Here is a 13705-nt window from a genome sequence, read left to right on the forward strand (position 1 = left end):
CGCGGTCTTCCCTGCTCTGCAGGGAAGACCGCGGGGCGGGTTGGGAGTGGAGGAATGCGCAGGCGGCTAGGGCAGCCATGCCTTCCAGACGTCCGGGTGCTCCTCGACCCACCGTTCCGCCGCCTCCTGCGGCGACAGTTTGTCCGCGGCGATCAGCTCGGAGACCTCGTTCTGGTGCTCCTTCGTCCACTTGAACTTCTTCAGGAACTCGGCGGCCTTGCCGCCCTTCTTCTCGAAGTCCGCGTTCAGGAACTTCTGCAGCGGGGTCGTCGGGTACGCGCAGTCGATGGACTCGGGGTCCTCCGTCCCCTTCTCCCCGCACGCATCCGTGTACTCCGGCAGCTTCACCTCCACCATCGGCACCTGGTTGAACAGCCACTGCGGCTCGTACCAGTACGTCAGGAACGGCTTCTTCTGCTTGGCGAACTGCTTGATCTGGGTGATCTGCGCCGCCTCGGAGCCCGCGAAGACCACCTGGTAGTCCAGGTCCAGGTTCTTCACCAGCGCCTTGTCGTTGGTGATGTACGAGGGCGAGCCGTCGAGGAGCTGGCCCTTGCTGCCGCTCTCCGCCGTGCGCAGCTGGTCCGCGTACTTGTTCAGGTTCTTCCAGTCGGTGACGTCCGGGTGCGCTTCCGCGAAGTACTTCGGCACGTACCAGCCGATGTGTCCCGTCACCCCGAGGTCGCCGCCGCGCGCGATCGTCTTCTTGTCCTTGACGTACCGCTGCTCCTGGTCCGGGTGGCCCCAGTCCTCCATGATCGCGTCGACGCGGCCCTGGCTGAGCGCGTCCCAGGCGGGGATCTCGTCGACCTGGACGGTGTCGACGCGGTAGCCCAGCTCGTGCTCCAGCAGGTATTGCGCGACGGCGACGTTGGCCTGCGCGCCCACCCAGGACTGGACGGAGAGGGTGACGGTCTTCGCGCCCTGCGCGTTGGCGTACGGCGACGCCTGCTTGGTCATGTCCGCCGCGCCGCAGCCGGTCGCCGCGAGCAGTGCGGCGGCCGAGGCGACGGCCGCGGCGGTCTTCTTCCGTATCGGCAGACTCCGTATCGGCAGATCCGAAATCCGCAGACGCGAAATCCGCAGACGCGAAATCCGCGGACGCGGCATCCGTATACGCGCCATGTCAGGCCTCCTTCCGCGCGCGGCGCTGTGTGGGCTGGGTGACCCGGTCGAGCATCAGCCCCAGGCAGACGATCGCCGCGCCCGCGACCAGCCCGGTCGCGAGGTCGCCGCGGGCCAGGCCGGCCACGACGTCGTACCCGAGCGCGCCACCGCCGACCAGACCGCCGATGATGACGACGGCGAGGACCAGGACGACGCCCTGGTTGACGGCGAGGAGCAACGCCGGGCGAGCCAGCGGCAGTTGGACCTGGCGCAGCTGCTGGGCGCCGGTCGCGCCCATCGAGCGCGCGGACTCCAGCGCCGCCGGGTCGACCTGCCGCAGCCCCTGGGTGGTGATGCGTACGACGGCGGGCAGCGCGTACACGACCGCCGCGGCCACCGCGGGCGCGCGGCCGACCGCGAACAGCGCGACCACCGGGATCAGATAGACGAACTGCGGCATCGTCTGGAAGACGTCGAGCACCGGCCGCAGCAGCTTTTCCAGGCGGGCGCTGCGCGCGGCGGCAACCCCGATGGCGAGGCCGAGCACCAGCGTCACGGCGACGGCCGCAAGGACCTGCGAGAGCGTGTCCATCGACGGCTTCCACACCCCGAGGACGCCGATCGCGGCCATCGCGATGACGGCGGTGAGGGCGGTCTGCCAGGTGCCGATGAGCCAGGCGAGGGCGGCGACGATCAGTAGCACGGCCCACCAGGGCAGGCCGAGCAGACCGTCGCGTACGGGGTCCAGGACCCAGTGGGTGAAGTGCGCGGCCCAGTCGGCGGTGCCGCCCACCACCGGGACGCCGGTGTAGAGGTGGTCGACCATCCAGTCCTTGCCGGTGTTGACGGGCTCGGCGATGGCGACGACCCAGCTGTCGGGCCAGGCGGTGCGGCCCGACAGCCGTCCGGCGACGGCGACGGCGGCCGCTGCCAGGGCGGCGAGGGCCCAGCCCCGCCATCCGCGCAGCAGCGAGTGCCCGGTCGGCTCGGCGCCGATCCGCTCGCCCGCGGCTCCGGTCACCCGGTCCAGGACGACGGCCAGCAGCACGATCGGGATACCGGCGGCGAGCGCAGCGCCCACGTCCACCGAGGACAGCGCCTGGTAGACCCGGTCGCCGAGGCCGCCCGCGCCGATCATGGACGCGATGACCGCCATGGACAGCGCCATCATGATCGTCTGGTTGACGCCGAGCAGCAGCTCCTTGCGGGCCAGCGGCAGCCGGGCCGTCAGCAGCCGCTGCCTGCCGGTCGCGCCGAGCGAGGCGACGGCCTCCATGACCCCGCCGTCGGCGTTCCGCAGCCCGAGCGCGGTGAGCCGGGTCATGGGCGGTGCCGCGTACACCACGGTCGCCAGGACCGCGGCCGGTACGCCGATGCCGAAGACGAGCACGACGGGCAGCAGGTACGCGAAGGCGGGCAGCACCTGCATCGTGTCGAGTACGGGCCGCAGCGTGCGGTACGTACGGTCCGACAACCCGGCGGCGAGGCCGAGCAGCACACCCAGCACGACCGAGGCGAGGACCGCCACGACCATCAGGGCCAGGGTCTGCATCGTCGGCACCCACATGCCGAGCAGGCCGCACAGCGCGAAGGAGGCGGCGGCGGTCAGCGCGAGCCGTACGCCCGCGACGCGCCACGCGATCAGCGCGGCCGCGGCCGTGACGCCGGCCCAGCCGAGCGCGAGCAGCAGCAGATAGACGGCGCGCACGGACAGCACGATGGCGTTGCTGATGTGCCCGAAGAAGTAGAGGAAGAGCGGGTGGCTGTCACGGTTGTCGATGATCCAGTCGCTGACCTTGGTCAGCGGCTCGGACACGTCGACGGTCAGCGCGTCCGGCCAGGTGCCGCTGGCCCACCGGGCATGAACCAGCGGAACGAGAACCGCTGCCGCGACGGCGAGCAGGAGCAGCTTGCCGAGCGCCCGGTGGCGGACCACCGTGCGCAGCGAGAACGAGCGCGGGACGTCGGCCCCGCCGACGGACGTGGCGGCGGTCATCGGCGCCTCCGGTTCGTGGGCATGCGTTCCGCGGGGCGGACCGGGTAGGCACAAACCGGCCACCGGCCCGCACTCGGCAACGACGCGCAACCACCGGGGTGGTGCCCCGCCGACCTGGCTACGGAGAAGCGGCTCGTCATACCGTCACCTCCTTGCCCTCGGCGCCGGAGGCGCCCGAGGCGCCCGAGCCCGCCACGACGCCGATCAGGCACTCGTGGTCGACGACGCCGAGCAGCTTGCCGTCGGACATGACCCGGGCGGCCGGGTCGCCGGAGCGGGCGACGGCCTCGATGGCCTCGGAGACCGTGGCGCTCGGGGCGAGCGCGGGTCCGGACGCGGACTCGCCGACGTCCGCCGGGCGCATGGCCGTACCGACGGTGATCACCTGCTCGCGCGGCACGTCCCGGACGAACTCCCGCACGTAGTCGTCGGCCGGGGAGCCGACGATCTCCTCGGGCGTGCCGAGCTGCACGATCCGGCCGTCGCGCATCAGCGCGATCCGGTCGCCGAGCCGCAGCGCCTCGCTGAGGTCGTGGGTGATGAAGACCATCGTCCGGCCCTCCTCGCGGTGCAGGCGGATGACCTCTTCCTGCATGTCGCGGCGGATGAGCGGGTCGAGGGCGCTGAACGGCTCGTCGAAGAGCAGCACTTCGGGGTCGACGGCGAGCGCGCGGGCGAGGCCGACGCGCTGTTGCTGACCGCCGGAGAGCTGGCCCGGGCGGCGCGCCTCGAGGCCCGCGAGGCCGACCTTCTCCACCATCTCGGTCGCCCTGGCCCGGCGTTCGGCCTTGCCGACGCCCTGGATCTCCAGGCCGTACGCGACGTTGTCGAGGACGGAGCGGTGCGGCAGCAGACCGAAGTGCTGGAACACCATCGCGGCGCGGTGCCTGCGCAGCTCGCGCAGCCGGGTCCTGTCCATGGCGAGGACGTCCTCGCCATCGATGGTCAGGCTGCCGCTGGTCGGCTCGATGAGCCGGGTCAGGCAGCGGACGAGGGTGGACTTGCCGGAGCCGGACAGGCCCATGACGACGAAGACCTCGCCCTTGCGGACGTCGAAGGAGACGTCGTGCACGGCAGCGGTACAGCCGGTCTGCGCGCGCAGCTCGTCCGCGGGCAGCTCGGCGTACGGGCTGCCGGGGATACGGTCGGCCTTGGGGCCGAAGACCTTCCACAGGTTGCGGACGGAGAACACCGGATCGGTTGTCTGGTTCCCGGACATCACGCGTCACCTCCCGGTGTCGTTTTCTGGACAAGCAGTTCTGCGGCCTTCTCCCCCACCATCAGGACGCCGATCATGGGGTTGACGGCGGGCATCGTCGGGAACACGGACGCATCGGCGATCCGGATCCCCTCCAAGCCCCTGATCTTCAACTCCGGGTCGACGACGGCGAGTTCATCGGTCGTGGCACCCATGCGGCAGGTGCCCGCAGGATGATAGACGGTGTGCGCGACGTGCCGTGCGTACGCGCTGAGCTCCTCGTCGTCGGTGACCTCGGGGCCGGGGCAGACCTCGCGCTTGAGCCACTGGGCGAGCGGCTCGGTCTTCGCGATCTCCCGGGCGATCTTGATGCCGTCGACGAGGGTGTTGCCGTCGTAGTCGTCCTCGTCCGTGAAGTAGCGGAAGTCGAGGGCGGGCTTGACGGCCGGGTCGGCGCTGGTGAGGTAGAGGCGCCCGCGGCTGCGCGGCTTGGGGATGTTCGGGGTCATCGACACGCCGTGCTCGGGCTTCTCGTAGCCGATCCGCTCCGGATTGTCGGTGAACGGGATCTGGTAGAAGTGGAACATCAGGTCGGGGCCGCTGGACTCCGGGTCCCGCCGTACGAAGAGACCGGCGTCCGAGTCCATCGCGGAGTTCTCCGGAATCGGCCCGTCCGTCTCCCACACGATTACCGACTCGGGGTGGTCGAGCAGGTTCTCCCCGACGCCCGGCAGGTCGTGCACGACGGGGATGCCGAGCGCCTCCAGGTCCCGCTTCGGCCCGATGCCGGAGTGCATCAGCAGCCGCGGGGTGTCCACCGCGCCCGCGCAGACGAGGACTTCGCGGCCCGCCCCGACGAGGATCTCCTCGCCGTCCTTCGTACGGACGTGGACGCCGGTGGCGCGCGTGCCGTCCAGCTCCAGCTTGTACGCCCAGGTCTCCAGCAGGATGTGGAGGTTCGGCCGGTCGCCCGCTTCGATGTGCGGGTGGAGGTACGCGACGGAGGCCGAGGAACGCTTGTTGTTCTCGGGGTGGTAGGCGAGGTCGAAGAAGCCGACGCCCTCGTGGAACGGCTCCTTGTTGAAGCCCTCGACGCGCGGCACGCCCAGCGCGCCCTGCGCCGCCTCGACGAAGTCGCGGGCGATGGCGTTCCGGTCCTTCTCGTCGACGGCCACGATGTTGTTGCGCAGTCGGTCGAAGTACGGGTCCATGGACGCCGCGTCCCAGCCCTCGGCGCCGGCTGAAGCCCACTCGTCCCAGTCGGACGGCAGCGGCTTGAAGCTGATCAGGGTGTTGTGCGAGGAGCAGCCGCCGAGCACGCGGGCCCGGCTGTGCCGGATGTACGAGTTCCCGCGCGGCTGGGGCACCGTCGGGTAGTCGTAGTCGAGGTCCCCGCCCAGCAGGCCGAGCCAGCGGCGCAGGGTCAGGACGTCGGGCCGGTCGATGTCGGAGGGACCGCCCTCGATGACGGCGACCGTGACGTCCGGGTCCTCAGTGAGGCGGGAGGCGATCACCGATCCTGCGGTGCCGCCGCCGACCACGACGTAGTCGTAGCTGCGGGGGATGGTCATGGGGGTGTTGCTCCTCGTCGTACGTGCCACCGTCGTACGTGCCATCCGGTGGCCTTCTCTGGGGTCTCAGGGGCGGTCTTCACGTGTCCGCGGGGCCCGGCGCCCTCGGTCACTCCGGGGCGCGGGCCGCCGTACGCCACCGCCGGCGGGGCGGCCGGCCGGAGGGCGCGACCACCCGCGGGCGCGACCACCGGAGGGCGCGACCGCCGGAGGGCGCAACACCGGCGAGCGCGACCGCCGATTCCGCGGCGTCAGCCGCCGAACCACCGCACCGGGCGCGGGTCGAGGTTCTGGTAGATGTGCTTGGCCTCGCGGTACTCGGCGAGGCCGGAGGGGCCGAGCTCGCGCCCGATGCCGGACTTGCCGAAGCCGCCCCACTCGGCCTGCGGGACGTACGGGTGGTAGTCGTTGATCCACACCGTGCCGTGGCGCAGGCGGCGGGCGACGCGCCGCGCGCGGCCGGGGTCGGAGGTCCACACGGCGCCCGCGAGCCCGTACTCGGTGTCGTTGGCGAGCGCGACGGCGTCGTCCTCCGTGTGGAAGGTCTCGACGGTGAGGATCGGTCCGAAGGTCTCCTCGCGCACGACGCGCATCTCGCCGTGGCAGTAGTCGAGGACGGTCGGCGGGTAGAAGTAGCCGGTCGCGGGCCGTACGTCGGAAGGCTTCGGCCGCTTGCCGCCGCAGCGTACGACCGCGCCCTCTTCCCTGGCCGAGTCGACGTACGCCTCGATCTTCTCGAGCTGCTGGGCCGAGACGAGCGGGCCGCACTCGACGCCGTCCTCGGTGCCGCGGCCCAGCTTGATCCGCTCGGCGCGGGCGGCCAGCTCGGCGACGAACCGGTCGCGGACGGACTCCTCGATGATGAGCCGGGCACCGGCGGAGCAGACCTGGCCGCTGTGGATGAAGGCGGCGTTCAGGGCCTGGTCGACGGCGGTGTCGAACCCTTCGTCGGTTGCGCACGCGTCGGCGAACACGACGTTGGGGTTCTTGCCCCCCAGCTCCAGCGCGACCTTCTTCACGGTGGGCGCGGCGGCCTGCATGACCTTGGTGCCGCTGGCGAGGCCACCGGTGAAGGAGATCAGGTCGACGCCGGGGTGCTCGGAGAGCCGGGCGCCGACGGGGTCACCTGCGCCGGTGACGATGTTGGCCACCCCGGCCGGGAGCCCGGCCTCGACGAGCAGTCCGACGAGGTGGACGGTGGAGAGCGGCGTGATCTCACTCGGCTTGATGACGAAGGTGTTGCCGGCGGCGAGCGCGGGGGCGATCTTCCAGCTGGCCTGGAGGAGCGGGTAGTTCCAGGGGGTGATCAGCGCGCAGACGCCGACCGGCTCGTGGACGACGACGCTGTGTACGTCGTCGGAGCCGGCGTCGACGACGCGCCCGCCGCTCTCGTTGACGACGAGGTCGGCGAAGTACCGGAAGGCGTTGGTGACGTCATCGACGTCGACCCGCCCCTCCTCGAGCGTCTTGCCGGTGTCCCGGCTCTCGATGAGCGCGATCTCCTCGCGGTCGCGCTGCAGCAGTTCGGCGACCCGGCGCAGCAGCGCGGCGCGCTCGGCGACGGGCGTGTGCGGCCAGGAACCGGAGTCGAACGCATGGCGGGCTGCGGCGACGGCTGCATCGGCGTCCTCGGCGCCACCCTCGGCGACGCGCGCCAGAGTCCTGGCGTCTGCGGGGTCGAGGACCTCGCGACTGACACCGGATGCGGCGGATCGCCACACCCCGTCGATGTGAATACTCTCGGTTGCCGACACGTCGCTTTCTGCCTTCCACTGCCTGACATGTTCATCACCGGACGACCGCGCGGCCGACCAGCAGCAGGGACCCCTCCCCCGAAGCGGCAAAGGCATGCGCAAGTTTTCACGCTCAGTGACCCATTTCACGCTGCGCGCACCGGGACTCTGCGCCGACTGCAGACGGGCGGGGCCGGGCGGGTACGCACCGCCGCGGGGCGGCATTCGGCTCGGCCGGCGCTTACTCGGGGCGGTGCGACGGAGGGCCGCCCCCACAGCGGCGCCCGGGGCGCGATCCGGGGGTTTCAGGCCGGTGAAAGGTGGACAAAGCAGGCGTAGAGTGGCCGGAACGCCGTGGTGCGACGCTGCAAGCGATGGAGCAGCACATGGTCGACCCCAAGGGCTTCCTCAAAACCCCCCGCAAATCCAGACCGCGCCGCCCTGCCGCGGAGCGCGTGTCCGACTGGCATGAGGTCTACGCGGGTCAGGACCTGCTCCCGGTCGTCACCGAGCAGGCCGGCCGGTGCATGGACTGCGGCGTGCCGTTCTGCCACAGCGGCTGCCCGCTGGGAAACCTGATCCCGGAGTGGAACGAGTACGCCTCGCAGGGCGACTGGCGCGCCGCCGCCGAGCGGCTGCACGCCACCAACAACTTCCCCGAGTTCACCGGCCGCCTCTGCCCCGCTCCGTGCGAGGACTCCTGCGTCCTGGCGATCAACTCCGACCCCGTGACGATCAAGGACATCGAGTCCACCATCGCCGACCAGGCGTGGGACCGCGGCTATGCGCCTGAGCAGCCGCCCCAGCGGCTCAGCGGCAAGACCGTCGCCGTCATAGGTTCGGGCCCCGCCGGTCTCGCCGCCGCCCAGCAGCTCACCCGCGTCGGGCACACCGTCGCCGTCTACGAGCGGGCCGACCGCATCGGTGGGCTCCTCCGCTACGGCATCCCGGAATTCAAGATGGAGAAGCGCCACATCGACCGCCGCATCGACCAGATGCGGGCCGAGGGGACCAAGTTCCGCACCGGCGTGGACGTGGGCCGCGATGTCGACGCCGCAGAGCTGCGCGGGCGCTACGACGCGATGGTGCTCGCCGTGGGCGCCACCGCGTGGCGGGAACTTCCCGTACCCGGCCGGGAGTTGACCGGAATCCACCAGGCCATGGAGTACCTGACCCTCTCCAACCGGGTGCAGGAGGGCGACTACGACGCGCCGCCCGTCACCGCGGAGGGCAAGCACGTCGTGATCGTCGGCGGCGGAGACACCGGCTCCGACTGCCTCGGCACCGCCATCCGCCAGCACGCGGCCACCGTGACCCAGCTGGACATCAACCCGGAGCCGGGCGAAGGACGGCGGGACGACGAGCCGTGGCCCACGTACCCGAAGGTCTACCGGATCTCGCACGCCCACGAAGAGGCCAGGGACGGAGCGGGCGGCGACCCCCGGATCTTCGCCTCCGCCACCCTCCGCTTCGAGGGGGACGAGCGCGGCGGCGTCCGGTCGCTGCACCTCGCCGAGGTCGAGCCTGAGCACAGGCGGCCGCTCCCGGGCACCGAGCGGGTGATCCCGGCGCAGCTGGTGCTGCTGGCCCTCGGCTTCTCCGGGCCCGAGCAGGACGACGGGCTGATGGACCAGCTCGGTCTCGAGCTGGACGGCCGCGGGAACGTCGCCCGCGACGCGCGCTTCACGACGACCACGGACGGGGTCTTCGCGGCGGGCGACGCGGGCCGTGGCCAGTCCCTGGTCGTCTGGGCCATCGCGGAGGGCCGCGCCGCCGCGGCGGCCGTGGACCGCTACCTCACCGGGTCCACCGTCCTCCCGGCCCCCATCGGCCCGGCGGACCGCCCGCTTACGGCGTAGGCGCTCCGCCATCTCCCGCATCGCAGAAGCCCGTCGGACAGAACGCGTCCAGTGCGACCTCCTGGATGTCCCGCTGCTCGGGCCAGTCCTCGCGGGGCCCCGCTACCAGCACCGCGTACATCTCGCTGTCGGGCGCCGTGAAGACCCGGTCGAGGACCCGGCGCGGGCCGGTCTTCTCACTGTCGTAGGCGTAGTCGAGCTCCGCGTCGGAGCCGTCGCCGGGGCCGAGCCTCTGCAGCCCGAGCCGCTCGTAGTTCTTGTTGTTCTTGAGGAACCGCTCAGCCTCCAGCAATGCGTCGTACGGGGTCGCCTCGGGGCCGTCCAGCCGGAAGATCTGGATCAGGCCCCGCTCGTCGGCCGACTTGTAGAAGATCCCGGTCCCGTCCTCGCTGCGCTGCCACCCCGTGGGCACGTCCAGCCTGAATCCGCCGGGGTCCTCCACCCGCTGGAAGCCCTCGGGCGGCTCATCCGCCGCCGTGCTCGGGGATGCGGAAGCGGGCGGGTTCGACTCCGGCGCGGGCCCGGTCGGCGAGGCGCTCACGCTCGTACCCGGCCGGGCATCGGCAGGGCCGCCGCCGTCGCGGAGCAGCGCCCAGACGCCGAAGCCGAGCCCGCCGCCGAGGACGGCCGCGGCGGTCAGCAGCACAGCGACCCGGGAGCGGGTCGCGGGCAGCACCCAGCTGTTCGGCGGCCGTGGCGCCGGATCGTAGAGTCCGGGCGGGGCAGGCGGGCCGGGCGGCGCCGTGCCCATCACCCAGCGCTGCGACTGCTCGTCCCAGTACGGCTCGTTCTCACCCTCGCCCATCTCAGCCGCCCAGCGCGGCCAGCGCCTGCCCGACGGCGACCCCTGAGGCGAGCGCGCCGATGCCCGTGGCGGCGTCCTGCAGCAGCTGCCGCAGCCGGGCGAAGCGGCCCGGGTCGGCCTGGCCGGTGCGCCGGATCTCCCCCTCGGTGTCGTCGAGTTCGTCGCGCAGTGCGGTGATCTCGGGGGTCGCGACCAGCCGCCCGAGGTCGTCCCTGAGCTGCTGTACGGCCAGCAGCAGCCGCTCGTGGCCCTCGTCCTTCGCCGCCGGGCCGCCGGTGTTTCCCGTCGTGTTGCTGACCTGGTTGTTGCTGCCGATCACGACGGCGCTGCCGGTCACGTCGCCGATACGCGTGCCCCCGCCGCCCGGCCCCCTACCGCGCCCGCGGCCGCCGCCGCCCCCGCTGCCCTCGTCCGGCTCACCGGCCGCCATCACTGCCCTCCCGTTTCCACGTGCTCCTGCTCCTGGTCCTGCTCCCCGCCTGCCGCCGGCTGGTCCTCCGCCGGCTTGTTCTCCAGCGTGTTGTGGTCGCCGACCGCGATGGCGCTGTTCTCCGCGGATCCGATGTACACGCCGCTGACGTTGACGACCTGCTGCACGAACTCGTCGGTCTGCCAGCCCGCCGCGGCGAGCGCCTGCCGTACGCCGTTGGCGACCCGGTCCTGGATGCTCTTGAGGTAGCGGCTGACGTCCATCTCCTGGAAGAGCGAGGCTCCTTCGTCGCTGCCCAGTTCCCGTACGGACGTCCAGGGCCCGTCGGGCAGGGCCGCCGCGTGGCCTCCGGTCCACATCCGCCACAGGAAACCGGCCTCGCGGAAGGCGTGGACGACTGACCGGACGGCGCCCATGGGCAGCTGTCCGAGCGCCCAGACCGCCCTGCCCAGCGGCTTGCCGCGCCAGTAGTCGGCGGAGACGCGGTCCACGGCGCGGAAGTCGCGGCGCACGGGCCGCAGCACGTGCGGGGCGATCTCCAGCATCAGCATGCGGCCCTGTGTGTGCACTCGGACGAAGACGGTGATGACGACCTCTTCCTCCCAGGCGCCGACGCGGATGCGCAGGAAGTGCCTGCGGCCCTCGCCGCCCTCCTCGATGGCGCGCTCCCGCTCCGCGTCGAAGTGCTTCTGCTGCAGCGGCGCCTGGGCGCGCACCGGCACGCCCGTGGCCCGTACGAAGACGCACTCGTCGACCTCGAGGCCGCGCAGCCGGTCGCGGACCGTGGCGGCCTGCGGGGCATCGGGGTTCGCGGGCGTGCGCAGGTTCTCGACCAGGGGCTTGACGCGCCGCAGGACCTCCCGGTTGTTGAGCTCGGCCAGCGGCTTCCCCGGCGCGTTCGGGTCCCGGCGCAGCTCGACGGCGAGCGTCCAGGGCTCGTACGGGCTGCCCGCGCCGAGGAAGGGCTGCTGCGGGTGGTAATAGATGAGGGGCGAGCGCTGTTCGAGCCGGATCCGCTGCTGCAGGCGCGCGAAGCGCTCCCCGGCCGTGGCCTCCGCGACGTCCGGGCGGGCCCGGTCGGCGAAGGCTTCGGGTTGAAGCTCGCGTGAGATGATCCTGGCCACCTGCTCGCGGTGGGCTCCGATGCACGCGGCCATCGCCAGGGGAATGATCAGCGCGACCCAGGCCGCCGCGCGCTCGTCCGAGACGATCAGGTCGGTGCTCTGCAGCTCGTAGAGGGTCTCCTCGTCGGCCGTGGCGACCATGAGCGCCGACACCGCGTAGAGCGCCAGCGACAGCCGGCCCACGAGGCGAAGATAGGCCGCTGCCACCCGCCGGAAGCGGCGGGTGCGCCGTGCGCCCGGGTAGTCGGCGTGGAACGGGCCCGAGGCGCCGCCGCGGAGCCGGGCGGCCAGCACCAGCAGCACGCACGGGATGAGGAAGGCAGTGGCCTGCGTACTGGCGAAGACGAAGGCGAGCACCCAGAGGGCGACGACGGCCACCGCCCAGACCGCCTGGAGGCGGCGGGCGCGCAGCGCGTGGGCGAGCACCCGGGCCGCGTCGATGCCGAGGGACGGGGCCGCGATCCGCTCCTCGTGGACGTAGAGCTCGTCGAGGACCGCGTCGCGGTAGTCGTCGTCCAGGTACGTGCCGGCACACAGCAGCCGGGTGGCCTCGCTGGCGGCAGGGCGAGTGGCATGCTCCGGCTGGGGCCGGGACTGGGGCTGGGGCCGGGACTGGGGCTGGGACTGCGACGGAAGAGCGGGCTGTGCCGGGATGTGCTGGCGTGACACATGTTCCCCCGAGCTGCTCGAACTCCCGTTCACACAGGGGGAGTTGACGGTTTGGACGCCGCCTCAGCATAGGGAAACGGAAAAGGCCCCGGTAGACAACCGGGGCCTTTCACGTGCCCTTCACGGGCCTTTCGAGTGTTTCGGATTCTCGGGTGTTCCGGGTCGCTCAGGCGCTCGAATTTCTCCGGGTGCCGTGACCCGCCCGGGTCAGATGAGGCCGAGGCCGCGAACCGCGTCGCGCTCCTCCGCCAGCTCGGCGACGGAGGCGTCGATACGGGTGCGGGAGAAGTCGTTGATCTCCAGGCCCTGGACGATCTCGTACTTGCCGTCCTTGGTGGTGACCGGGAAGGAGGAGATGAGGCCCTCCGGGACGCCGTACGAGCCGTCCGACGGGATGCCCATGGAGGTCCAGTCGCCGTCCGCGGTGCCGTTCACCCAGGTGTGGATGTGGTCGATCGCGGCGTTGGCGGCGGAGGCGGCCGAGGACGCGCCGCGCGCCTCGATGATCGCGGCGCCGCGCTTGGCGACGGTCGGGATGAAGGTGTCGGACAGCCACTTCTCGTCGTTCACGACCTCGGCGGCGTTCTTGCCCGCGACGTCCGCGTGGAAGATGTCGGGGTACTGGGTCGCCGAGTGGTTGCCCCAGATGGTGAGCTTGCGGATCTCGGAGACCGGGACGCCGGTCTTCTTCGACAGCTGCGAGATCGCGCGGTTGTGGTCGAGGCGGGTCATCGCGGTGAACCGCTCGGCCGGTACGTCCGGGGCGGCGGACTGGGCGATCAGCGCGTTGGTGTTCGCCGGGTTGCCGACGACCAGAACCTTGACGTCGTCCGCGGCGTGGTCGTTGATGGCCTTGCCCTGCGGCTTGAAAATGCCGCCGTTGGCCTCGAGCAGGTCGCCGCGCTCCATGCCCTTGGTACGGGGGCGGGCGCCGACGAGCAGGGCGACGTTCGTGCCGTCGAACGCCACGTTCGGGTCGTCGGTGATGTCGATGCCCCGGAGCAGCGGGAAGGCGCAGTCGTCGAGCTCCATGGCGGTGCCCTCGGCGGCCTTGAGGGCCGGCGTGATCTCGAGAAGGCGCAGCTTGACCGGCACGTCCGCGCCGAGGAGGTGGCCTGAGGCGATGCGGAAGAGCAGCGCGTAGCCGATCTGGCCGGCCGCGCCGGTGACGGTGACATTGACGGGAGTGCGGGTCATGGCGATCTCCTGCTTT

At 71.7% G+C, this 13705-nt stretch carries 10 protein-coding genes; 1 reads left to right on the plus strand and 9 read right to left on the minus strand.

What is annotated here, in order from left to right:
- Positions 1 to 66 precede the first annotated feature (66 nt).
- From ACTWP8_RS36065 to ACTWP8_RS36085, 5 genes are all read right to left on the minus strand, one after another.
- The gene (locus ACTWP8_RS36065; protein WP_443326286.1) at positions 67 to 1125 is read right to left on the minus strand and encodes an ABC transporter substrate-binding protein; all 1059 of its coding nucleotides are present in this window, start codon (positions 1123 to 1125) and stop codon (positions 67 to 69) included.
- Between the two features lies 1 nt (position 1126).
- Positions 1127 to 3103 carry an ABC transporter permease gene (locus ACTWP8_RS36070; protein ID WP_443326287.1) on the minus strand — a complete coding sequence of 659 codons (1977 nt, stop codon included), beginning with the start codon at positions 3101 to 3103 and terminating at the stop codon, positions 1127 to 1129.
- 136 nt (positions 3104 to 3239) lie between these two features.
- Complete coding sequence (locus ACTWP8_RS36075; RefSeq protein WP_443326288.1) at positions 3240 to 4322, minus strand: quaternary amine ABC transporter ATP-binding protein; 1083 nt, start codon at positions 4320 to 4322, stop codon at positions 3240 to 3242.
- Entirely contained in the window at positions 4322 to 5872 is a 1551-nt protein-coding gene (locus tag ACTWP8_RS36080) for a GMC family oxidoreductase (RefSeq protein ID WP_443326289.1), read from the minus strand. The genes ACTWP8_RS36075 and ACTWP8_RS36080 overlap by 1 nt, the downstream gene beginning before the upstream one ends.
- 251 nt (positions 5873 to 6123) lie before the next feature.
- Positions 6124 to 7626 (minus strand): aldehyde dehydrogenase family protein, encoded by a 1503-nt coding sequence (locus ACTWP8_RS36085; RefSeq protein WP_443326290.1) that lies wholly within the window; start codon positions 7624 to 7626, stop codon positions 6124 to 6126.
- 365 nt (positions 7627 to 7991) lie between these two features.
- Between ACTWP8_RS36085 and ACTWP8_RS36090 the strand changes: the two genes are divergently transcribed.
- Positions 7992 to 9464 carry a glutamate synthase subunit beta gene (locus tag ACTWP8_RS36090; protein WP_443326311.1) on the plus strand — a complete coding sequence of 491 codons (1473 nt, stop codon included), beginning with the start codon at positions 7992 to 7994 and terminating at the stop codon, positions 9462 to 9464.
- Here the strand turns inward: ACTWP8_RS36090 and ACTWP8_RS36095 are convergent.
- From ACTWP8_RS36095 to ACTWP8_RS36110, 4 genes are all read right to left on the minus strand, one after another.
- Positions 9454 to 10269, minus strand: coding sequence for a hypothetical protein (locus ACTWP8_RS36095; protein WP_443326291.1), 816 nt, complete (start codon positions 10267 to 10269; stop codon positions 9454 to 9456). The genes ACTWP8_RS36090 and ACTWP8_RS36095 overlap by 11 nt on opposite strands.
- Position 10270: 1 nt before the next feature.
- Positions 10271 to 10699 carry a hypothetical protein gene (locus ACTWP8_RS36100; RefSeq protein ID WP_443326292.1) on the minus strand — a complete coding sequence of 143 codons (429 nt, stop codon included), beginning with the start codon at positions 10697 to 10699 and terminating at the stop codon, positions 10271 to 10273.
- Positions 10699 to 12492 carry a hypothetical protein gene (locus ACTWP8_RS36105; RefSeq protein WP_443326293.1) on the minus strand — a complete coding sequence of 598 codons (1794 nt, stop codon included), beginning with the start codon at positions 12490 to 12492 and terminating at the stop codon, positions 10699 to 10701. Before ACTWP8_RS36105 ends, ACTWP8_RS36100 begins: the two co-directional genes overlap by 1 nt.
- Positions 12493 to 12699: 207 nt before the next feature.
- The gene (locus ACTWP8_RS36110; RefSeq protein WP_443326294.1) at positions 12700 to 13689 is read right to left on the minus strand and encodes a malate dehydrogenase; all 990 of its coding nucleotides are present in this window, start codon (positions 13687 to 13689) and stop codon (positions 12700 to 12702) included.
- Positions 13690 to 13705 lie beyond the last annotated feature (16 nt).

It is taken from the genome of Streptomyces sp. 7N604, from assembly GCF_052245475.1.
Lineage (GTDB): Bacteria > Actinomycetota > Actinomycetes > Streptomycetales > Streptomycetaceae > Streptomyces.